20 protein-coding genes are annotated in these 22,089 nt (G+C 62.8%); 8 read left to right on the top strand and 12 right to left on the bottom strand.

Annotation, left to right across the window (positions count from 1 at the left end; translation table 11 throughout):
• Window positions 1-9 precede the first annotated feature (9 nt).
• Entirely contained in the window at window positions 10-861 is an 852-nt protein-coding gene (locus VF436_RS15550; protein WP_330904934.1) for an energy transducer TonB, read from the top strand.
• Window positions 862-920: 59 nt separating this feature from the next.
• Here the strand turns inward: VF436_RS15550 and VF436_RS15545 are convergent, their stop codons facing one another.
• Both VF436_RS15545 and VF436_RS15540 read right to left on the bottom strand, forming a co-directional pair.
• Window positions 921-1,562, bottom strand: a complete 642-nt coding sequence (locus tag VF436_RS15545; protein WP_330904933.1) for a DUF2076 family protein — start codon at window positions 1,560-1,562, stop codon at window positions 921-923.
• Window positions 1,563-2,320: 758 nt separating this feature from the next.
• Window positions 2,321-3,328: an aldo/keto reductase gene (locus VF436_RS15540; protein ID WP_330904932.1), complete on the bottom strand. Its 1,008-nt coding sequence runs from the start codon at window positions 3,326-3,328 to the stop codon at window positions 2,321-2,323.
• A gap of 113 nt (window positions 3,329-3,441) precedes the next feature.
• On the opposite strand from VF436_RS15540, the gene VF436_RS15535 reads away from it, so the two are divergent.
• Entirely contained in the window at window positions 3,442-4,353 is a 912-nt protein-coding gene (locus tag VF436_RS15535) for a LysR family transcriptional regulator (RefSeq protein WP_330904931.1), read from the top strand.
• 147 nt (window positions 4,354-4,500) lie between these two features.
• On the opposite strand, the gene VF436_RS15530 is transcribed toward VF436_RS15535, so the two are convergent.
• Entirely contained in the window at window positions 4,501-4,896 is a 396-nt protein-coding gene (locus tag VF436_RS15530; RefSeq protein ID WP_330904930.1) for an acyl-CoA thioesterase, read from the bottom strand.
• A 165-nt stretch (window positions 4,897-5,061) separates the two neighbouring features.
• Here VF436_RS15530 and VF436_RS15525 point away from each other — a divergent pair, with 165 nt between their 5' ends.
• Window positions 5,062-7,368, top strand: coding sequence for a S9 family peptidase (locus VF436_RS15525; protein WP_414649871.1), 2,307 nt, complete (start codon window positions 5,062-5,064; stop codon window positions 7,366-7,368).
• A gap of 256 nt (window positions 7,369-7,624) precedes the next feature.
• Here the strand turns inward: VF436_RS15525 and VF436_RS15520 are convergent, their stop codons facing one another.
• Window positions 7,625-9,577 (bottom strand): M56 family metallopeptidase, encoded by a 1,953-nt coding sequence (locus tag VF436_RS15520; RefSeq protein WP_330904929.1) that lies wholly within the window; start codon window positions 9,575-9,577, stop codon window positions 7,625-7,627.
• A 1-nt stretch (window position 9,578) separates the two neighbouring features.
• A complete protein-coding gene (locus VF436_RS15515; RefSeq protein ID WP_330904928.1) occupies window positions 9,579-9,965 on the bottom strand; it encodes a BlaI/MecI/CopY family transcriptional regulator in 387 nt (128 codons plus the stop codon).
• A 92-nt stretch (window positions 9,966-10,057) separates the two neighbouring features.
• Here VF436_RS15515 and queF point away from each other — a divergent pair, with 92 nt between their 5' ends.
• The 4 genes from queF to VF436_RS15495 all read left to right on the top strand — a co-directional run bounded on the left by queF (window position 10,058) and on the right by VF436_RS15495 (window position 13,967).
• Entirely contained in the window at window positions 10,058-10,882 is an 825-nt protein-coding gene (queF, locus tag VF436_RS15510; protein ID WP_330904927.1) for an NADPH-dependent 7-cyano-7-deazaguanine reductase QueF, read from the top strand.
• 117 nt (window positions 10,883-10,999) lie between these two features.
• Window positions 11,000-11,635: a hypothetical protein gene (locus VF436_RS15505; protein ID WP_330904926.1), complete on the top strand. Its 636-nt coding sequence runs from the start codon at window positions 11,000-11,002 to the stop codon at window positions 11,633-11,635.
• A gap of 240 nt (window positions 11,636-11,875) precedes the next feature.
• On the top strand, window positions 11,876-12,082 hold the full coding sequence (locus tag VF436_RS15500) for a CsbD family protein (protein WP_330904925.1): 207 nt from the start codon (window positions 11,876-11,878) through the stop codon (window positions 12,080-12,082).
• A gap of 223 nt (window positions 12,083-12,305) precedes the next feature.
• Window positions 12,306-13,967: a hypothetical protein gene (locus tag VF436_RS15495; RefSeq protein WP_330904924.1), complete on the top strand. Its 1,662-nt coding sequence runs from the start codon at window positions 12,306-12,308 to the stop codon at window positions 13,965-13,967.
• Window positions 13,968-13,979: 12 nt separating this feature from the next.
• On the opposite strand, the gene VF436_RS15490 is transcribed toward VF436_RS15495, so the two are convergent.
• Window positions 13,980-14,939, bottom strand: coding sequence for an NAD-dependent epimerase/dehydratase family protein (locus tag VF436_RS15490; RefSeq protein WP_330904923.1), 960 nt, complete (start codon window positions 14,937-14,939; stop codon window positions 13,980-13,982).
• Between the two features lie 90 nt (window positions 14,940-15,029).
• On the opposite strand from VF436_RS15490, the gene VF436_RS15485 reads away from it, so the two are divergent.
• Window positions 15,030-15,917, top strand: coding sequence for a LysR family transcriptional regulator (locus VF436_RS15485; RefSeq protein ID WP_330904922.1), 888 nt, complete (start codon window positions 15,030-15,032; stop codon window positions 15,915-15,917).
• A gap of 193 nt (window positions 15,918-16,110) precedes the next feature.
• On the opposite strand, the gene VF436_RS15480 is transcribed toward VF436_RS15485, so the two are convergent.
• The 6 genes from VF436_RS15480 to VF436_RS15455 all read right to left on the bottom strand — a co-directional run bounded on the left by VF436_RS15480 (window position 16,111) and on the right by VF436_RS15455 (window position 22,085).
• Window positions 16,111-16,596, bottom strand: a complete 486-nt coding sequence (locus tag VF436_RS15480) for a glutathione peroxidase (protein WP_330904921.1) — start codon at window positions 16,594-16,596, stop codon at window positions 16,111-16,113.
• A gap of 110 nt (window positions 16,597-16,706) precedes the next feature.
• Window positions 16,707-17,822, bottom strand: coding sequence for a hypothetical protein (locus VF436_RS15475; protein ID WP_330904920.1), 1,116 nt, complete (start codon window positions 17,820-17,822; stop codon window positions 16,707-16,709).
• Entirely contained in the window at window positions 17,819-18,967 is a 1,149-nt protein-coding gene (locus VF436_RS15470; protein ID WP_330904919.1) for an ATP-grasp domain-containing protein, read from the bottom strand. Before VF436_RS15470 ends, VF436_RS15475 begins: the two co-directional genes overlap by 4 nt.
• Complete coding sequence (locus VF436_RS15465; RefSeq protein ID WP_330904918.1) at window positions 18,960-20,279, bottom strand: F390 synthetase-related protein; 1,320 nt, start codon at window positions 20,277-20,279, stop codon at window positions 18,960-18,962. Before VF436_RS15465 ends, VF436_RS15470 begins: the two co-directional genes overlap by 8 nt.
• On the bottom strand, window positions 20,276-21,103 hold the full coding sequence (locus tag VF436_RS15460; protein WP_330904917.1) for an MBL fold metallo-hydrolase: 828 nt from the start codon (window positions 21,101-21,103) through the stop codon (window positions 20,276-20,278). Before VF436_RS15460 ends, VF436_RS15465 begins: the two co-directional genes overlap by 4 nt.
• On the bottom strand, window positions 21,090-22,085 hold the full coding sequence (locus VF436_RS15455) for an NAD(P)-dependent oxidoreductase (RefSeq protein ID WP_330904916.1): 996 nt from the start codon (window positions 22,083-22,085) through the stop codon (window positions 21,090-21,092). Before VF436_RS15455 ends, VF436_RS15460 begins: the two co-directional genes overlap by 14 nt.
• Between the last annotated feature and the right edge of the window lie 4 nt (window positions 22,086-22,089).

Raw genomic sequence — 22,089 nt, 5'->3', positions numbered from 1 at the left:
AGTCAAGGAATGAAACGTTTGCTCGCAACGTGTGTATCACTTGTGCTGGCCGCGACGGCCATGGCGACAAGCCCGCAGGCCCTGCGCAAGCAGGCCGAGGCAAGCATGCTGGTCACTGGCAACATCCAGGTCGCTCCGGACGGCTCGGTCAGCTCCTATACGCTGGACCATGCCGATGAAGTGCCCGCCATGGTCACGGACCTGATCAAACGTGGTACGCAGGCCTGGCATTTCCAGATGCCACCCAATGCCGCGCCAATCACGGCGAAAATGAGCATTCGCATGCTCGCCAAACCAGATGGCAATGGCAATTACACCGTATCCATCGCGGGTGCCAACTTTGGTGAATACCATCCGGATAATGAAAGGATCAGCAGCAAGCAGATGCAGCCACCGCGCTATCCTGAAGCTGCGATCAGGGGACGCGTCGCTGGCACGGTGTTCCTGCTCGTACGTGTGGGCAAAGATGGACACGTTACCGATGCAGCAGCCGAACAAGTAAACCTGGAAGTCGTGGACACCGATGCCGGCATGACACGCTGGCGCAAGGCATTGGCCGATAGTGCAATCAAGGCGGCCATGGCATGGACCTATAACATTCCCACGCAGGGCAAGAGCGCCAATGCACCGTTTTACCTGGTGCGCGTACCGGTCAACTACAACCTCAACGTACTCGGCGCCAAACTGGATCACTATGGCCAATGGGTAGGCTATATTCCGGGCCCGCACGAGTCAGTGCCCTGGTTCGAGGACTACAAGAATCAGCACAAGATGGGAGCGTTCAATGACGCGCTGCCTAATGGCGGGACTTTCCTGGTTGACGATAGCCTCAAATTAACCACGCCGCTCGGAAGTTCCTGATCGACGGCGGCTAAAAAAGGCCTGGCATGATGCCAGGCCTTTTTCGGTTACCGCGTCGGTTACGACCAGCTGCTGTCGTCAAAACTGCTGTCATCGAAGTTATCGTCGGCAAAATCGCTGTTGAAATCGTTGTTACCAGCGTTGAAGTTGTCGCCACGATTGCCATCGTCGTAGAAGTTGTTTTCGGTGATGTTCTCGATCACCTCCGGCTGCTGGCCACTGCCGAACAAGCCGCCGCCGTGATGGCCGCCGAGCAGGTTTTCGATACCGTCGAACAGGAACATGCCGCCGGCGACGCCTGCCGCGGTGGTGGCTGCGCTAGCCAGGAAACTCGGTGCCGCACTCGGCTGCTGGGGGGCGCCGCCACCGAACAGGCGATCACGCCAGGTGGGGGCAGGTGCCTGCTGCGGCATGGGCGGAGGCATCGGTTGCTGCGGCTGAGCCCAGCCTTGCTGCTGCCCCCCCAGGAAACTTGCACCGCCCTGCTGCTGGGCCTGCTGGAGTTGCGCAATCTGTGCCTTGGCCGTATCGAGTGCGTGCTGCTGCAACAGGCAACGCTGGACAAGCAGGTACAACGCATCCGGATGAGCGGACAGGTATCGCTGGATCAACGCATCGGCTTGCGGGTCCTTGGCGGCGCCCTGGACGGCCGACAAGCGCTGCAGGAAATCTTCAAGGAGCTGTTGTTCTTGCGGAGTCATGGCTTATCTACCTGTGGTTTGTGCCGATGATAAGGGCGCTACGGGCCGGTTCAATGACGTGCCGGCACATCGTGCGCCGCCGGTTTAAGCGTGGGACAGTGCCGGAAGTGGATGATTGCGCAGCGGTGGGGGCACGTCGACAAAGCGTAAATTCATGCGTCTTCCTCGACCTGCATTCTGCGTCGCTGCAAGGTTCGCGACATATTTGATCGGTGCAGACCAGGCTGCATCGAAATCAGTGAGGAACGTCGCTAGCCCGTGGAAGCGATCAATCGCCGCCCGTCGCCGCTGACGACCTGGATGACAGGAGGGGAAGTAACGCCTGCGGCCTTCATGAGCGCACCTCATGCGCGCCTTGCGATGATGACGGCGCGGATTCTACTCCCGCTTTTTGGGAGCCGCACACATTCTGCAACGTAATGACATATCGGCCAAAACCACGATGCGCCAGTCAAGCAAGCTGCTGTTTGCGTGATGGTCTGCGATGACAAGCTTTCGGTCGAAGCGCGATTGCTTCGCGGGTGGCCAAGCTCGCGCGTGGAAGCCGGTTCGGCATGGAGGGTCTAAAACCTCCCATCTGCTAATGAATTTGCTGCTACCAGGCTGCCCATGCACGGAGCCATGCCTGATTCGAATCCAGCACTGACGCCCAGGATACGATCTCACGCTTCAAGCCCCTCTCTCCCGGCTCAGCCGGGAGAGAGGGGGCGTGCGTGAAGCGGCCGTTCAGATGCGGCAAAGCGTTTCAAGCCATGCGATCACACATTGACCCGCTGCATCATCGCTTCGGGATAGCGCGTGCCCGCAGCGGCATCTGCCGGGAATGCGGCTTCGATCTCACCACGCTCGGCGTCGTTCAATGACACCTTCAGTGCTCCGACATTCTCTTCCAGGTATTTGCGACGCTTGGTGCCGGGAATCGACACGATATCCTTACCTTGCGCATGCACCCATGCCAACGCCAGCTGGCCCGGCGTGCACCCCTTGCGCTCGGCCAGCGCCTTCACCTTGGCGACCAGTTCCAGGTTGCGCGCAAAATTCTCACCCTGGAACCGAGGGCTAAGGCGGCGATAATCGTCGGCTTCGAAATCATCAGGCGAGGTGATCTGGCCCGTGAGGAAACCGCGACCCAGCGGGGAATAAGCCACCAGGCCGATGCCCAGGCGGCGGCAGGCATCGAGCATGCCGTTGGCTTCCGGATCGCGTGTCCACAGGGAATATTCCACCTGCAATGCACTGATCGGATGCACCGCGTGCGCGCGCTCGATCGTCTTGGCGCCGGCCTCGGACAAGCCCAGGTAACGCACCTTACCCGCCTTGACCAGTTCGGCCATGGCGCCCACGGTCTCTTCGATCGGCACGTCCAGATCCACACGATGCTGGTAGTAAAGATCGATATGATCCACGCCCAGACGCTTGAGGCTGGCATCGCACGAGGAACGCACGTATTCCGGTCGTCCGCTCACGCCCCGTGCCTGCGGGTTGGAGGGATCACGCAAGATGCCGAACTTGGTCGCCAGCACCACGCGATCACGGCGATCGGCAATGGCCTTGCCGACCAGCATTTCATTGGTGTGCGGGCCGTACATATCAGCTGTGTCGAGAAAATTGACGCCCAGCTCCAGCGCGTGGTGGATGGTGGCAATCGATTCGCTGTCGTCGAACGAGCCGTAGAAGTCGCTCATGCCCATGCAGCCCAGGCCTTCGACCGAAACCTTCAGGCCCTGCGTGCCAAGCGCGCGTTGTTCGAGTGAGGTATTGAGCATGGTTCTTTCCTTGAGGGGAGGAGGGGACGAAACCGGGCTATTCTTCGCTCATACCGCTTGTCGATAAATAGCCAATAATCGACAAGTCTGTTCCAAATTGATAAATAATCGGCATGGACCGCCTGCACGCCATGCGCGTATTCACCCGGATCGTCCAGCTGCGCAGCTTTACCCGCGCCGCTGACGACATGAATCTTCCTCGCGCCACCCTCACCCATGCCATCAAGCGCCTGGAGTCAGAGCTGGGCACGCAGCTGCTGCAACGAACGACGCGGCGAATCCATGTCACGCGTGATGGCGAGACGTATTACACGCACTGCCAGCGCCTGTTGGCTGACCTGGACGAGGTCGAGGGTAGTTTTCGCGACGATGCACAGGGGCCGCGTGGCCGCCTGCGCATCGACCTGCCGATCTCCCTGGCTCGCACGCTGGTGGTGCCGGCGCTACCGAGCTTCTTTGCGCGCTATCCACAAATCGACCTGGACGTAAGCAGCGGCGATCGGTTCGTGAACCTGGTGCAGGAAGGCGTCGATTGCGTGCTGCGTATCGGCGAACTGGCGAACTCGGAGCTGGTCGGACGCCGCGTCGGCGTGCTGCCGCGGATCACCGTGGCCAGCGCCGGATACCTGCGCAAGCACGGTGTTCCGGAAAATTTGACCGACTTGCAGAACGGGCACTTGGCGGTGAACTGGGCTTCGCCGACCACTCGCCGGGCCGAATCGCTGGAATTCATAGTCAATCGCAAGTTGCGCGCGGTCGACCTGCCCGGCCGCATCACCGTCAGCAGCACGGACGCCTATGTGGCCGCCTGCATGGCGGGGCTGGGTATCGCACAAATGTCGCGCTATCGCATCGAACCCTACCTGGCGAAAGGGCAGCTGCGTGAAATCCTGTCTGCCTGGTCGCCGCCGTCCCTGCCTGTGACCGTGCTCTACCCCAGGCAGCAGCAATTGCCGGCAAGGCTGCGCGTATTCGTGGACTGGCTCGTGGCGCTGATGGAAGCCGAGCCGCTAGGCCTGCGGTAGGAGCGAATTCATTGGCGAAGCACTCTGCGATTCAGTCGCAGATTGGGGCTCTGAACCTGCAAGCCCAGGCGCTCACGTCCCGGCCTGCGCCGGGACGATGGATCGAAAGGCTTTCAGCGTCCCCTGAGATCACACCTCACGACAAGATCAGACGATATCGCCATTCTTCAGCGGCGGCACGTCGGTAGGCGTGCCGTTGGAATCGAGTGCCACCATCACGAAACGGCCCGTGGTGCACACGCGACGGTCGCCGGTCAGCGGGTCTTCGGCGGTCATTTCCACTTCCACGTGCATCGAGCTGTGACCTACCTTGATGATGCGGGCGACCAGTTCGACCAGTTGGCCCTTGCGCACCGGGGTGCGGAAGCTCACTTCCTCCGAGCGCGCGGTTACCACGGTACGGCGGGCATGGCGGGAGGCCACGATGAAGGCCGCCTTGTCCATCCAGGCCAGGGCTTGTCCACCGAACAGCGTGCCCAGGTGATTGGTATGGTCGGGAAAGACCATCTCCAGCAGGCGGGCTTCAGACAAGGCGGTGCTCATGGGTTTTCCCGGTAACGACGTTGGACGAATCCGCATTTTGCCGCATTGCAGGACGGAACGGCAGGACTTCCGGCAGGGGTCCCCCCTTGGCGGCGGGCGTAGGATCGAAGGATTGTCCACGCCGGGCCCGAAGGGCTGGCACGTATTCTTCAAGGGGAGCCTCGCATGGGCCCGATGTTTGTACGTACGCGCCTGTTCGGCGCGCTGATTCTCGCTGCCCTGTCCGCCAGCGCGACCGCCCAGACGGCGACGTTGAGCCGGGATGACTACGCCCGCGCCGAACGCTTTGTCAGTTTCAACACCACGCCCCTGGTCGACCACGCTGTGACATCCGTCAACTGGCTCGATGGAACGCATTTCTGGTATCGCGACCATGACGCCTCGGGCGACCACTATCTGCGTTATGACACAGCCACTGGCCAGGCCAGTCCGCTGTTCGACCAGGCCAGGATGGCCACCGCCCTGGAAAAATCCGGCGTGAAGAAAGTGGAAGCCAACAAGCTGGGAATCACTGGTTTCGAAACGCTGACTGATGGCCGCCTGGGCATCGAGCGCGGCGGCAAGCATTACATATGCGACGCCAAAGGCGACGACTGCACGGCACAGCAGGACAAGGAACCAGGCGTGGTATCGCCGGACAAGCGCAGTGAAGCTTTCATCCGTGACTGGAACCTGTGGGTTCGCGACATCGCTAGCGGCAAGGAAACCCAACTGACCACCGACGGCGTGGAAAACTACGGCTACGCCACCGACAACGCTGGCTGGAAGCATACCGATGCGGCGATCCTGGTGTGGTCGCCCGATTCGAGCCAGATCGCCACCTTCCAGCAGGATCAACGCAAGACCGGTGACATGTACCTGGTCAGCACGAACGTTGGCCATCCCAAACTCGAGCAATGGAAATATCCGCTGCCTGGCGATGACAACGTCACGATGATCGAGCGCGTTGTGATCCATGTGGCCGACAAGCACGTGGTACGCCTGCAAATGCCCGCCGACCAGCATCGTTCCAGCCTGTGCGATGACATCAGTTGTGGCCGCGACGGCGGCTGGGATGATGTGAAATGGTCAGGCGACAGCAAGAGCCTGGCGTTTGTCTCAACCTCGCGCGACCACAAGCAGGAGTGGTTCCGCCTTGCCGATCCTCAGACCGGCAACGTGCGCACGGTGTTCGACGAGAAAGTGAAGACCTACTTCGAAAGCGGCAACGACATGGTGAACTGGCATTACCTGCCAGATACCGACGAAGCCATCTGGTTCAGCGAACGCGACGGCTGGGGACAGCTTTACCTATACAGCCTCAAGACCGGCAAGCTGGAGCACGCGATCACCCAGGGTGAAGGCAATGTCACCCAGGTGCTGCGCGTTGATCCGGCCACTCGCACGATATGGTTTCGCGGTGTCGGCAAGGAAAAAGGCGTCGATCCTTACTATCAGCAGTTCTACAAGATCGGTTTCGATGGCAAACACGCGACGTTGCTGACACCGGAGGCCGCCGATCACACAATCAGTCTGTCCGACGACGGGCGCTTTTTCGTCGACGCCTATTCGACGCCGACCACGCCGACGATCACCGTGTTGCGCGATGCGCAGGACGGCCACACACTGCACCAGGTCGCCAAGGCGGATATCAGCCGTCTGACTGCCGCGGGCTGGCAGGCTCCGCAGCCATTCACCGTGAAGGCGCGCGACGGCAAGACCGACCTGTACGGCTTGATGTTCAAGCCAACACACTTCGACCCAAGCAAGAAGTATCCCATCGTCGATTACATTTATCCGGGTCCTCAGACAGGCTCGGTCGGCAGCCGCAGTTTCAGCGCCGGGCACGGCGATCATCAGGCACTGGCGGAACTGGGGTTCATCGTCGTGGCGATTGACGGCATGGGTACGCCCTGGCGCTCGAAGGCCTTCCACGATGCGTACTTCGAGAGAATCGAAGATAACACGCTACCCGACCAGGTAGCCGGCCTGAAGGAACTGGGCAAGCGCTATGCGTGGATCGACATGGATCGCGTGGGTATTTGGGGTCATTCCGGCGGTGGCAATGCCACGGTCGGTGCCATGTTTCATTACCCGGATTTCTTCAAGGTGGGCATTGCCGAAAGCGGCAACCAGGACAACCGCAATTACGAGGATGACTGGGCCGAGAAGTGGCAGGGCCTGCTGAAGAAGAATCCCGATGGCAGCAGTAACTACGACAAGCAGGCCAATCAATCGTTCGCAGCCAATCTCAAGGGCCATCTGATGCTGGCCCATGGCACCATGGACGACAACGTACCGCCCTCGGAAACGCTGCTGGTGGTCGATGCCTTGATCAAGGCAAACAAGGATTTTGACCTGGTGATGATCCCCAATGCGCATCATGGTTACGGCGCCGCCAGCACTTACATGATGCGCCGGCGCTGGGATTACTTCGTGCGTTACCTGATGGGCGCGCAGCCGCCGAAGGAATACCTGCTGAAAGCGCCCTGATCGGATTGGGCAGGAGCGGTTCAATCGCGTGCCAGGAGCGAAGTCGCGGTGCAAGTCGCGACTTCGGTCGTGGCTTGGAGGTTTCGACAGCCCCAATCTGCGACTGGATCGCAGATTACTTCGCGAATGAATTGGCTCCTACAAGGTGACACACGGCTTGGCGCAAGGGCGACCTTCATCGCGATGCAGGTCACGGCGTGGACGTTCAGAGCTCCAAGCCGTGACTGTATCGCAGCACATGCAATCAGACGGCCCTTCAGACATCGACCGCTTGCGCCGCACCGCTGCTGATCGCCTCGTTGATCAGCTTGTCAATCTGGGCGTCCGCCTTGCCATGCAACTGGTCCTGCTTGCGCGTGAGGTCGACTTGCTGACGATCGAGGTCGCGACGCTGCTTGTCGATCGCTTGGCGCTGCTTCTGGATATCGGCGCGTTGGCTATCCATTTCCTTGCGGATGTCGTCTTCACGCTCCGACAAGGCGCGATCGCGGGCGTCGATTTCCGCATTGCGCGCAGTGGCATCGGCACCGCTGGATATCAACGCGGCGCGTTCGGATGCCAAGGCAGCGCGTTCGCTGGCAATCTCACCTTCGCGACCGGCAAACGAGCCTTCGCGAGCGGCCAGTCCCCCTTCTTCACCCGCCAGGCGGCCTTGCTCACCGGCCAGTCGACCCTGTGCGGTATCGGCTTCAATCACAGGCGCGTACACGTCACGTACGCGCTTGAGGAACGCAGCATCGCGCACGACATAGGCCTTGTCGCCACGCCGCACCCATAGCATCGGGCCGTTCTTGCTCATGCGCTTGATCGACTGCGCATCGGTGATGTCACCATCGAACATCACGTTATCGCCGTCGATCAGGGCAATGCCGTTTCGTGCGCCATCGTGCATCGATATCTGCATGTGCCGTGCGCGAACGCCAAGCATGTCAGTCGATGAAGGCGGCGGCGGCGGAGGCGGAGGTGGCACCGCGCCGGCCGGCGGGGCTGGCGGAGGCGGAGGCAGGGGCATCGGACCATGCGGCGGCATCGGCGGCGGAGGCGGCAACGGCCCGGGACCGTAACCAGGACTGACCATGGCCACACGCTGCGGATGCGGCATGGGGTGCGGTGCGGCAGTGGGTGCCGGACTGAGGGGCGTCGTATCGTCGCTGGCGCTCTGCGTGGCCTGACCGTTGCTGATCATGCCGGGCGATGCCGTGGTCACGCGGTAGGGAAGCACGCCGGCGCAGGCAATCAGGGCTACCAGCAACCATCCGCGTGCCCGCGGCGAAGAGTCGTTGATCGATTGTTGCAACATGGTCAGTCGCCTTTTCAGGGTCTGAAACGTGGGGGACGCTCCGGCCAAGCCGGAGGGGAGTGGTTGCGCGACGCCCAGGCGCAGCAATAGCCGGCCATAGGTCTGCGCTTCGGTATGCCGATGACGCGCCATGACTTGTGCATCACAGGCAGCCTCGCGGTTCAACGCGTATTCGCGCGTAGCCCAACGGGCAAGTGGATGAAAGAAAAACAGGCCCTGGGCCAACGCGGGAATCCAGCCCAACCACAGATCGCCACGACGCAGATGAGCTAGTTCGTGTGCTATCGCCATCGCCGATTCCTCGGGCGTCAGGCCATGATCGGCCGGCAGCAGCACCACCGGACGCCAGCCCGCCATGACCTGCGGGGAGGTAATGTCATCGGACAGGCGCAGGGCCGGATGCCGATGCAAACCCATGGCGTGGGATTGTTCGCGTACCGCGTCGAACAAGGGCCCTTCGCGCAACGGCGTCGCCGCGCGCACGGTGCGCCATGCTTCCAGCGCTTGGCGCGAAACCAGCAAAAGCTGCAACAGCACGCCGGCGGCCCAGGCCGCGAACAACCATTGACGCCAATCCAGCGACCCGCTTGTCGCCTTCGCGGTCAGGACCGGTGCGGTATCGGCATGGTCGTATCGCAGCACGGTGACGGGCTGGTTATCGTGCCTCACCATCGCCGTGGGTGTCGCCGATTCCGTCGCCAGCGGCTTGAGCAACGGCAGTCGCAGAGGCGAACCCACGGCCAGACCCAGCAACAGTTGCAGGCCGACCAGCCACCACAACATGCAGCGGATGGCGGGAGTCAGACGCGGCAGAAAGCGGGCCAGCAGCCACACGACGCCAAACAACAGCACGGCCTGGAGCGAGGTCCACGCCATGCGTTCGAGCCAGGTATCGAAAAGGGCGTGCATGTCAGCTCTCCTTGCGCCGGGACTGCAACTGGCTCACCAGTGCTTCGAGTTCGGCCAGTTCGGTATCGCTGACGGTCGCCCGCTCGGACATCCATGCCACGAACGGTGACACCGACCCGCTCAGTGTCTTCTCGACGAACTGCCCGACCGCACTACGCATCGCCTCGCCCGGCCCCGTGGCGGTGCTGTAGCGATAGACGCCCTTGACGTGTCGGCGCTTGAGATAACCCTTCGTGCGCAGTCGTTCCATCATCGTCAACACGGTGGACCGGGCCAGGCCGCGCTCCTCGCCGTAGCCGGCCGCCACTTCACCGACCGAAGCAGGCTCATGCGCGGCCAGGTAGTGCAGCAGCGCCAGCTCCTGGTCGCCGATCGAGGTCTTGCTCATGCGGAACGCTCCGTGACTACATGTGTCGTCAACGTACGCCGTGACGACACATGTAGTCAATAGGCCGAAGGTGCTTCCGCTAAAATGCCCGCATGACCACCCCCGAACACTCCCTGCTGGGCAAAAGCACGCCCTACGCCGATCGTTACGATCCCAGCCTCCTGTTTCCGATTCCGCGCCAGGCCAAGCGCGATGAGATCGGCATCGACGGGGCCGCCCTGCCATTCCAGGGCGTGGACATCTGGAACGCCTATGAACTTTCCTGGCTGGATGTTCGTGGCAAGCCGATGGTGGCGATCCTTCAATGCCGGGTGCCGGCAAGTTCGCCCGCCATCATCGAGTCGAAGTCGTTCAAGTTGTATCTGAACGGCTTTGCCGGCGAACGCCTGAACAGCGAAGCTACCCTGGCCCAAACCCTTGAGCGCGATCTTTCCGCCGCTGCCGGCGCGCCGGTCACGGTGCGTCTGACCCCAGCCCGCGCCCACGCGCACACGATCGAAGATCTCAACGGCACACTGATCGATGCATTGGACGTGGCGATCGACGACTACGGCCCACCCAAGGCCGCGTACCTGCGCACGTCGGGTGAGGATATCGTCGAGGAATCGCTGGTTTCGGATTTGCTGCGCTCCAATTGCCCGGTCACCGGCCAGCCGGACTGGGGCAGCGTGCAGGTGGCCTATCGAGGCCGTCGCATCGACGCCGAGGGACTGCTGCGCTATCTGGTTTCGTTCCGCAATCACAACGAGTTTCATGAGCAATGCGTGGAGCGGATCTTCGTGGACATCCAGCGCCATTGCGCACCGCAGAGCCTGAGCGTCTACGCACGCTACACACGCCGCGGTGGACTGGATATCAACCCGTTCCGCAGCAGCGAACCAGGGCATCCAGACAATGCGCGCGGGGCTCGCCAATAGGCCATCCGGTAATCAAGGCTTCAGATCATTGGAGCTACGCTTTACGCTGTACAGCCCGGCGCTCATCACAAGGTGGCGCCGGCTTCACCTTTCCCGCTCCTGCCAATGGGTCCAGACATGAAACTTTCCGTACGCTCCGCCGCCTTGTACAGCGCCACGTTTGCCGGCCTGCTGATGCTCAGCGCCTGCGGCAAGGGCGAACAACAGGCGTCCAATGCGCCGGCCGGTGCATCGACCTCCGCCGCCTCCACGCCGAAGCCGGCAAGCACGGCAGCAGCTCCGGCTGCTACCGGCACGGCCGCTCCGGCTCCGACGTCCACGGCTGCCACACCCGCGCCTGCCAGCACGGCAGCCGCGGCGCCTGCCGCAACCCCGGCCACCAACACCGCCGCAGCCGCCCCGGCCGGCGGTGACCTGAAGGTCGCCAGCGTCACCGTGGGCGGTGCTGTGAGCGCCGACCACAAGGTCAGCAAGGCCAAGACTTCGTTTTCGCCGACCGAAAAGGCAATCTATGCCAGCGTCGCCACCGACGGCAGCACCGATGGCGCTACGCTGAGCGCCAAGTGGAGCTACCTGGAAGGCAAGGGCCAGCTAGTCAACACCACCAGCCAGTCGATTGCCACCGATGGCCCGGCCACCACCACCTTCCGCGTGCAGAACCCCAACAACTGGCCGGAAGGTAAGTACAAAGTCGAAATCGCGGTGAACGGCAAGACGGTCAGCAGCCAGAACTTCGAGATCAAGAAGGGCTGAGCAGCGATTGCTCGTCACATCGAAAAGAGCGCTCCGGGAGGGGCGCTTTTTTTTGGAGTTAGCGTTGGGCGCTGGAAGCGGTCCTGGGATATCGGACTCTGCCGTGGTTTGCTGTCTCGACGTTCATGAGTATCCACGCGTGTTCACTTTCGCAGCACGGACGCGTCACGGTCAGCGAGTTCTACTGTGCATCACGCATCGGCGGATGCGTGCAATCCCATGCACGTGGAGGAACAACTCATGAACCAAGACACCATCAAAGGCCAGTGGAAACAGCTCGGCGGCAAGATCAAGGCGCAGTGGGGCAAGCTCACCGACGACGATCTGAAGGTTGCCGAGGGCAATGCAGAATATCTGTCGGGCAAGCTGCAAGAGCGCTACGGCATCGCTCGCGACGAGGCCGAGAAGCAGGTTCGCGACTTCGAGAAGCGCAACGAGCTGCACTGATCGCGAACATTCTGTTTCGGGCAAAAAGCGCCGGCTCACGCCGGCGCTTTTTTATGGAATCGTGCAACGCCTGGCCCCTCATTCCTCACTCTATTCACTCCTCGCTCCTGGCCACTCACGACTCCCAGCTCCTAGCCGCACGCATCGCCAACACGTGACTTCCGGCGTGTTGACGCTGTCATAGCCAGGCGGCTTACTGGCGAGTAACTCAGGGGAGTCGAACATGTCCCGATGGATCGTAGTCACCGCATGCCTGCTGCTGAGCCAGGTCGTACACGCGGCAGCAACGGCTTGCATTCCCGCCGACATTCGCCTGGATGCGAGCGGCAATCATGCGGATATCCGCATCGCACTCCCAAAGGATATCCGATCGCTTGCGCTGATCGATCTCACACCACTGCATCGGCCGTCCATCTGGACCTCGCCCGATGGCTCGGCACATATCCAGGACAACCAGATCAGCGCGGCCGACCCAGGACATCGGCTGCTTTATATTCAAATGGACGTCCATGCCATGCCCGAGCGCGAAGACCGCGCATACGCGCCGTTCCTGCGCTACACAGACGGCACCGTGGTGATACGCAACACCCTCTTCAAGCCAGCCGGTGACCACGGCCCTGCGCTATGCCCACGCTTTCATGCCTCCATCGATGGCATGGTGGCAGGCTTCGGCCAGAGCCGGCGAGATGCCATTGCGCTCGATGTCAGTGCACCCGATGGTTATGTCGCGCTGGGGCATCCACAGATCAAGCAAGTGGACGGGTTGACCATGATCGTCGATCGAGGCCTGGCTTCCTGGGTGGTCGACGACACCGTCAGGAACATCAGCGCGATCAGCGCGTACTATGCGGCCACGCTGGGCAAGCGGCAGGTACCGACGATCTTCCTGTATCTGGTGCACGGACAGGGGAAGGGCTATCACGGCGACCACCAGGAGGCCGCCCTGTCCCTGGCGGTGGAGGGCGACGACTGGAAAACGCCCGATCCGGCGGGTGAGAAGCAACTGCTCGGCTTTCTGGCGCACGAGATTTTCCATACCTGGAATGCCGGTCCGGCGCTGGGTTCACCCGAAGGAGAGGCGTTGCTGGCCAAGGAAGGGGGTGCCGAATTCGCGCGCGTCATCGCCACCGCGCTCGTGCTCAAGCAGGATCGCGCTACTTGGCTGGGTAAGGTGTCCGACGCTTACGACCGTTGCCTGGCACAGTTACCCAAGGATCGTTCGCTGGCAGCCGCATTGAACGATGCCCGCGCTCCGGGCAGCCTGCCCTATGACTGCGGCGTCCCCCTGATGTTTGCACTGGCGGTGGCGCAGGAGCCAGGGAATCCGGCCCATGGCTATCTCGAACTCTGGCGCCAGCTGCAACACCAGGCGCCCCACGAACACGGACGTGATTATCGCTGGCAGGACCTGATGCCAGCGCTATTATCATCGGGCACGCGCCAGGCCCTGTTGCAAGCCACCGCCGACACCGGCGGCTACGCGAACGGCATGAGCACGGCGTTGGCCCAATTGCACTACGACGTGCGCGTGCGTGCCTCCATCAGTGCGAGCGGTCGCCAGATGTATGCGCAGCGACAGATGGCTCGCCTGATGTCCGGCGATTGCGGTTCGGTCAGCATGTGGACACTCGACGATGGCTTCATGCTCGACAAGCTGCCCAACTGTCACGCGCTGGTTCCGGGCAAGGTGACCTCTATCGCCGGCATCCCGATACCCGGCGGCGAACCGGCCGCATTGCAGCATGCACTCGACGAGCACTGCGGTCACGACCAGGTGGTAGCCGTCGGCTACGACGGCAAACAGCCAGCGATATCGGTCGCGTGCAAGGCACCGGTCAGCGCTGCGCCGCAGGAGTGGGACATCCTGCCGGCGGCGGAGCATTGATCGGATCATTGCTCAGGTCTCTGCCAGGCAGCGCATGCCGCGTAGACTGTGCCGCACCGCTTCGTCCAGCGGTGTGTGCGGCTCTTCGCCCAGCAGTTCACGCAGACGTCGGTTGTCCATGCGCACCGGACGCATCCACAGATAGCGCATCTCGTGCAGCTCACGCATCAGTTTGACGAAGGGCCTGGCCAGCGTGACCGCCCACCAGGGGAATGCATAGATCGAGACATTGCCGCCTGCCACACGCGCAACGCTCCTGGCCATCTGCCAGCCGTCGGCATCCCAGTGGCCGGCCATATGCAGGTTTTCGAACACGCCCAGTTTCTCCTGCTTATCCAATAGGCGCAGCATCGTCTGCGCGACATCGGGCAGATAGCTCCAGGTATGGCCGACACCGGCCTTACCCACCCGCATGACGCGCTTTACCGGCTTGCCCGCCGTGACCATGTGCGCAAACCAGCTATTGCCCGCTTGGGGACCGAAGAAATCACCGGCGCGTACGATCAATACCGGAACCCCTTCCCTGGATGCATCGCGCAAGGCTTGTTCCATCTTCACGCGAATCGCGCCCTTGCGAGTCTTTGGCTGCTGTGGGGCGTCTTCGGCAATCACCGGGAAAGCATCCGGACCGTAGTTGTAGACCGTGCCGGGCAGGACGATGCGTGCGCCATGGTGGCGAGCGGCTGCGATCGTGTTGACCATCATCGGCATTACCCATTGTTCCCAATGGCGATAGGCCGGCGGATTGACCGCATGAACGATGACATGGACCCCTTCGGCGGCGCGCATCACATCGGCTTGGTTCATTGCATCGCCACCTACCCACTCAATGCCCGAGCGCTCGGCGGCCATCCGCTCGGGGTGGCGATTGAGCGCACGGACATTCCATCCGCGACGCAGCGCTTCGCGCGCCACTTCACCGCCAACGCCGCCGGTCGCGCCAAGGACCAGCATGATTCGATTCGTATGCATGAGCACTTCTCCTGTCTGGGTGCAGGCATGCTGCGCCTTGACGGGGCTATAAGGAATTGACGAAATTCTTGATCAGCTATACAAAAACGTATGGATGCACACGACCCCGAATGGCAGCTCTACCGAACATTGCTTGGCGTCATTGAGGCGGGCTCGCTGTCAGGCGCGGCCCGGGCATTGGACCTGAGCCAGCCCACGGTAGGCCGTCATCTCGACACCTTGGAATCGGCGCTCGGTGTCAGCCTGTTCACGCGCTCGCCCAGCGGCCTGCTGCCCACCCAGACCGCGCTGGATATCGCACCCTACGTCGAACGCATGCAAGCCACCGCGCAGGCCCTGCGCCGGGCGGCGACTGGTAGCCATCGCCAAGCCACCGGCACGGTGCGCATCAGTGTCGCCGAGGTCATGGGGCTGGAGGTATTGCCGGCGATCTTGGCCGACATACGGCACACCCACCCCGGCATCGTGCTGGAACTGGTGCTTTCCGACCAGGCCGGCGACATGCTTCAGCATGAAGCGGACATTGCCGTGCGGATGTTCACGCCGACCCAAGAAGCCCTTATCGCCCGGCGTGTAGGCAGCATCGAGCTGGGCATGTATGCACATCCAGACTATCTCGCGCGTCACCCTGCGCCACGGCAACCCAAAGACCTGGCGCTGCACACGTTGATCGGCTTCGATCGCGAACAGGCGTACATGCGCCGCATGCTGGGCAACCGGATCACGCTACGGCGTGCGATGTTCGCCTTGCGTACTGATAGCAATGCCGCGCAGCTGGCGGCCATTCGCGCCGGGTTCGGCATCGGCTTCTGCCAGGTTCCCCTCGCCCGCCGCGAGCCTCGCCTCCAACGCGTGCTGCCGCGCATCGCCATGAACATGGATACCTGGCTGGTCATGCACGGCGACATGCGCCGCCACGCGGCATGCCGCGCGGTGTTTGACGGGTTGGCGAAGGGGCTGGAGCGGTACATGGCGTGAGTTGGAAAGCCGGGCACCCGGTCGCGCCATGTCGAAGAGGGCTAAGGGGTGAGGGCCAGTAGCGAGGGCACAACGAAGCTCGCCGCCGATACCGTGAGGCTGGCAAGCATGCCCTCGCTACCATGTGGCGGGTTGGTACGGAAGGCATGCAAGCGCCCCCATGATCGACCTTCCTTCCTCGCTGTCCTGGCAGCTAGGCCACCTTCAATGCCCCGACAAAGTCCGCCTCGATATGCTCAGGTGTGAACGCCGGGGGGTAACGGCGCTGCACCTTACCGGCGGGATCGACCAGGAATTTGGTGAAATTCCACTTGATCGACTCCGCGCCCAGCAGACCCTTGGCTTGCTGCTTGAGATACGCATACAGCGGGTGGGTGCGCTCGCCATTGACCTCGACCTTGGCGAACATGGGAAAGGTCACGTCGTAGGTCAGCGAGCAGAATTGGCTGATTTCACTTTCGCTACCTGGCTCCTGCTGGCCGAACTGGTCGCAGGGAAAACCCAGGATCACCAGGTCGCGGCCATGCCGGCGATACAGGGCTTCCAGGCCCTGGTACTGCGAAGTGAACTGGCATTTGGACGCCACGTTCACTACCAGCACCCATTTGCCGGCAAACGCACGCATCGGTTGCACCCGGCCCTCGATGGTGACGGCGTCGAAATCGTAAAACGGACTCATGAACTTTCCACCCTGTTTATTGGCACCTGCCATGGGCGGGAAAATTAACGATCACGTTCGCATTTATCCAATCGATTGATTGACTGGTTACGATCGAAAAGCCCTATCGGTCACCATTTGTAACGGCGCATCAGCGGCACCCCGACCCGGCGCGTGGTCACCCCTAGTGCACCAAGCACGCGCCGGGTACGCGCCGGCATGTGGCCGGCCAGCACCGCGCTGTATTCGATGGCCGGCTGACCACCACGCTGGCGCTTGAAGTGCGCCACGCCTGCGCTGAGGTTGACCATTGCACGATCGCGCCGGGCCTGACGCAACACCAGCCCGGCGAGCATCCGATACAGGCCCTGTCGGGCGGGCTGGTGCGTGTCGTAGCCGACGATGGGCGACGTCAGCAGATCGCCAAAACGCAGCATGCCGACCACGCCCTGCAAGACACCTTGCGCATCGCGTATACCATGCAGCTCCAACAGGTTGGCACGATGCCAGGCCGCCAGCACAGACGCGCCATAGCGCGGGTTGAGCATCGAATACTTGTCGATATACAACTGGGTATAAAGCCCTGCTGCCCGCTCGAAATCGTCATCGCCGAAATACCGCGTAATGCGCCCTTGTGCATCGTGGCGTTCCAGAAGGGCCAGGTCGCGCCGCAGATCGGTGCGCTCACGCGCAGCCGTATCCACGTCGTCGAACAAGTAGACCTGACGACTGGGAATCAACACGCCTCCCATATCGGACAGCCGTTGCAGCCACGCCGCATGATGCGTGGTATTGAGCGAGCGAAACCAGAGGGCATGCCCGGGCCAGCGTTCACGGGCCTGCGCGATCACCAGGCCGAGATCGACATCGCACAGATCCGGGTATGCATTGGTGGAGACGAGCCAGTTGTTGATCGCCACGGCACGATCGATATCGGCGTGCTGCAACCAATGGGCGAAGCCGGCCGCCAGCATGCGCAACGGCGCCGCCAGCCACGGGCGCCCGAGACGATCGACTTCCTCGCGCGCGTAATGACCGTAGGTCGTCAGCGGCGAACACACCCAGGCATTGCCCAGCTCGCCATGGTTGACGGTCACGGGAAACAGCACGCCGCCAGCATCGATCGCATCCACCTGGCATTGCACATTGGCGATGAAGGGCTGCGTGGGCTGACCGCGATGCAATTGCAGATAAGCCGCCGCCTTGGCATTGAAGGCATCGATGGCGATATGCGGCAGGCGGCTCATGCCGGCAGACCGTCCCATTCGATGTCATGCGTGGATGCCTGGCGCAGGTTCAGGCGCTGACGCCGGGCCATGCCGGCGAGGCTGGCCATGTCGAACAGGCCACCCCACATCGGACGGCGGTCGCCTCGTAGGGCCACCACATCGCGCGCGCGTCGATGGTCTTCGCGCCAGGATGCCCAGCGACCTTGTCGCCACGCCTGCCAGGCACCGGCCGTGGCCATCACCGAACCGAGCATGCATGGCTGCGACGAAGACGGTCGCAGCATACCGATCGCCTCGCCCATCAAGGCAGCCGGCAACGCATCGTCCAGGCCGAACAGGTGCACGCCGCTGACGGCGCGCGGATTGCATTCGATCGGCCATACATCGCCTTCCGGTGACTCGATCCAATCGAAGGCGATCTGTCCGGTGAAGCCGGTATGCGCGATCAGTGCGGCGACCTTGCGATCGATCGCCGGCAAGGTCTGGGATTCGAACCAGAAACTCGCGCTGCCCGCCAGGCGATAGACCGGACGATAGACGACATGTGCCAGCAGGCGACCGCGATCGGCGATGCTGTAGGAACATAATTCGCGTCCTTCGCAGAACCGCTGCACGACCCAGGCGCCAACAGGCTCAAGCTCAGGGGCATCGACCGCAATGCCCTGTCTGTACAGCCGAACGAAGGTACCAAAGCGCGAATACTCTGGCTTGAGCACCACGCCATCCTCGCCTGCCCAATGCCGCGCCTGGTCCAGCGTAGTCACGCGCGCACTGGCCGGTACCGCGATACCGCATTCGCGCGCCAGTTCGAGGAACTGCCATTTGCTGTGCAAGCGATCGAGCAAGGCAAGATCAGACGTCGCCACGCGTACCGACTCGGGCAGGCTTACCCGATGGCGTGCCAGATGAAAGACCTCCTCGCACGTCGGCAGCACGAGATCGATGCGATGCTGGCGTAGCGCCTCGGCCAATGCGCGCGCGAAGGCGTCCGGCTCCCATCGGGGCGAGGGCAGCCGCACACAGGCGGAAACAGCCTGCGACCAGGCCGAAAGCCGGCAGGATGCACTATCGGCCACGACCACCGACCAGCCCTGGTGCGCGAAGCGTCGTGCATGGTCGAGCGCGACCGGCGCACGCGCGCCGAGAATGAGCACTTTAGGCATCGGGTGCTCCACACAGGCGACGAACGCGCCTGCATTTGCGCTCGTCACGCCGATCAATCGCACCGTCGATCGTCAGGGCCGGCGTGACGCCGTCCAGCCGCGCGATGCACGTGCGGATCGCTGCACGGATGGCATCGCCGCGCGCCGGATCGGGTGCGGGCTCGACGGCCAGGTGCAGATGATCGAGGGCACGCTGCTCGATGCGGTAATCGACAATCGCCGTATCAGCCTGGAGCAGCGCTCGCGACAGGACGTCGGCGAAAACGGGAACCCATCCCTGGCCACGGACGTGCCGCAGCCAGAGGATATCGTCCTCCCGCCCCTCGATGCGCTCGATACCCGTAAAGGGCGAGCCACACGGGCACGGCGTCGCACGCTCGACCAGGACGTCGTTGAGACGGTAGCGGATCACTGGCTGGGTACGGCGATACAGATCGGTGACCACGGGCGCGAAGCGCCGTCCTTCGCGATCGATCCAATCCTTTTCGAACAGCAGCACGTCTTCATGCAGGTGCAGCGTGCCATGTACGCAGGTGGTTCCCAGGAAGCCTTCGGTGGCCTGGTAGATCTGTTCGATGCGCACGCCGAAGGTTTCGCGCATGCGACGTTCGTCGATCTCGTCCAGGACCTCCGCGGCGGCCACCACGCGAGCCGGGGCCAGGTGCAGGCGTCCGGCCCGCACCGCATCGGCCACCAGCGCAAGCACGCTGGGCGGCCCGACCAGGACACTCGGCTGCCAATGCGCCAGTTGCGCCAGTACGTCGGCAAACGGCTGGGTCAGGTCGACATAGCGAAACGACAGGCGCGCGCCACCATCGAGCGTGTCATAAAGATTGCTGCCCGCGCGCAGCAACAGGGCGATGCGCGCACGCGCCAGCAGGCCATCCGGCAGCATCCTGGCCAGCATGGCGGCAGCCCATTGCAGTCGTTCGTGACGCGAGGCCAGGAACACGCCACGCGCACCGGATGTGCCCGTGGACAGGCCGATCGCGATGCCATGCCAGTCGGGGCGAAAATCGCGCGAGACCTCCGCGCGGGTGGCGATCGTCCATGCGTCGTCCAGATCCAGGCCCACGGTGTTGATACGATTGAATGCCGCCATCCAGGCCGCTTTGTCCATCACGGGAAACACTTCCAGCGATTGCCCGGCGTAACTTGCATAGAACGGCGAATGGCCGGTCACGAAGGTCGCCAGCGCACGCCAGCGTCGCTCCTGATGCGCGCGCAGCGCATCACGATCGCGCAGATGAAGGCGTCCACGAGCAGCCACGTAATGGCGCAGCAGGGCCAGCCCATCACGCAGGCGGCTCATCGACAGTGCTCCAGGCTGCCATGCGAAGGCAACATGCGCAGTGCAGGCTCGGATTCCGCCAGCCGGTGCAGATTCGCCAGGGTGCGGCGATAAGTCTGCGTATCGCCCAGCATGCCGGTGACCAGGGCCGGCGGCGGCGTGTTCGTACGCACAGACTCGATGGACCAGACCGCGTCGGCGATCAGAAACATGGGCTGGCCATCGGATGCCTGGAACGACACGCCGTAATGTCCGGCGGCGTGGCCTGGCAAGGCAATGGCCAGCAGGCTGCCATCGCCGAACAGATCGTGACCCTGCCCGAAATCCATCCATGCCGGTGGCAGGGCCACGCGTGGCGCATCTTCGATCCAGCACACACGGGACAGGAAATCATCCGGCAGCAAGGCGGGCAGCAGGCCGTGACGCAGCGCATCGATGCGTCCGCGTGCGCGCAAGTCATCCCAGGCTTCGCGGGCGCACAGCAGAGTTGCCTGGGGAAAATCACGCACTCCTGCGATGTGGTCGCCATGGAAATGCGACAGCACGATGCAGCCGACATCTTCCGGGGCGATGCCATCGGCGCGTAGCTGCTCGCGCAATCCGTCGTGTTCGCCCAGATGCACGGGTGTCACCGTGCGGTACAGGCGTTCGGGCAGGTGCCGGGTGGCCTGGATGAAATGCCGTGCATAACCGGTATCGAACAAGACCCAGCCGCGCGTCGGATGCTTCAAGGCAAATGCCAGGGAGGGATAACGTGCCGCCTTGAACGGCGCGCCGACGCGAGTGGCGCATTCCGGGTGCATGCAGTAGCCGGCCTCATAGGCCCGCCATTCAAGGCGCGGCATGATGCTTCCACCATGTGGCGAACCGGGCGACGCCTTGCTCGATGCTTATGCGGGGGCGGTAACCCAGTTGCTCGCGCGCCGCAGTGATGTCCAGGGTCTGCGAGAAGCCAAGCACGCCCACGCCGTAACGGCTGAGCCTGGGCTCGGGCTGGCCAGGCAAGGCCCGCGCCATCGTCTCGCTCAACGCGCCCAACGTCAGCGCCAGCGAGCGCGGCAGTGGTAACAGGCGCACGTCACTTTTCGTGGCGCAAAACAACAGGCGCAACAGATCGATGGCCGCCATCGGCTCGCCGTTGGTGATGTTGAACGCCTGGCCCTGGGATGGCGCGCTCGGCTGCATCGCCGCTTCCACTGCATCCACGACATTGCCGACATAAGTGACGTCGATCATGGCCTGGCCATTACCAACGCGCGGAAACCAGCCGCGTCTGGCCAGTGCCAGCACGCGCGGAAAAATCGCCCGATCACCCTCGCCAAACACCGCCCGTGGGCGCAGCATCACGCAGGGAAGGCCCAGCGTCACCGCGTGACGCACGCGCTCCTCGGCCAGCCATTTGGTTTCGGCGTAGGCATTGATCCAGCGAACCGGCGGCTCGAACGCTTCGCCAATGCCGTAGCGATCCTGCAAGCGGAAATAAATGCTTGGCGACGACATGTGCACGAAGCGCGACACGCCTTGTGCAAGAGCGGCATCCAGCAGGCGCTGCGTGGCGTGTACGTTGGCGGCGAGGAAATCCTCGCGCCGCCCCCAGGGGGAAGACAGCGCAGCCGAATGGATCACGACGTCGACGCCCGCCAGGCTGGACGCCAGTTCGCCATCGATGAGATCGATCGATCGCGTACGCAAACCTGCCGATGTCAGTGGCATCAGTCGCGCCGTATCGCGCCCCATGGCAAGCACGTCGTGGCCGGCGGCGTGCAGGCGCTGGGCGATATGGCTGCCGATAAATCCGGATGCACCGGTAACCAGAACACGAGACATGTCA

The organism is Dyella sp., assembly GCF_036384435.1.
Taxonomy (GTDB): Bacteria; Pseudomonadota; Gammaproteobacteria; order Xanthomonadales; family Rhodanobacteraceae; genus GSA-30.
Note: the sequence above shows the minus strand (reverse complement) of the source record. Positions and strands in the feature narration are given on the sequence as shown.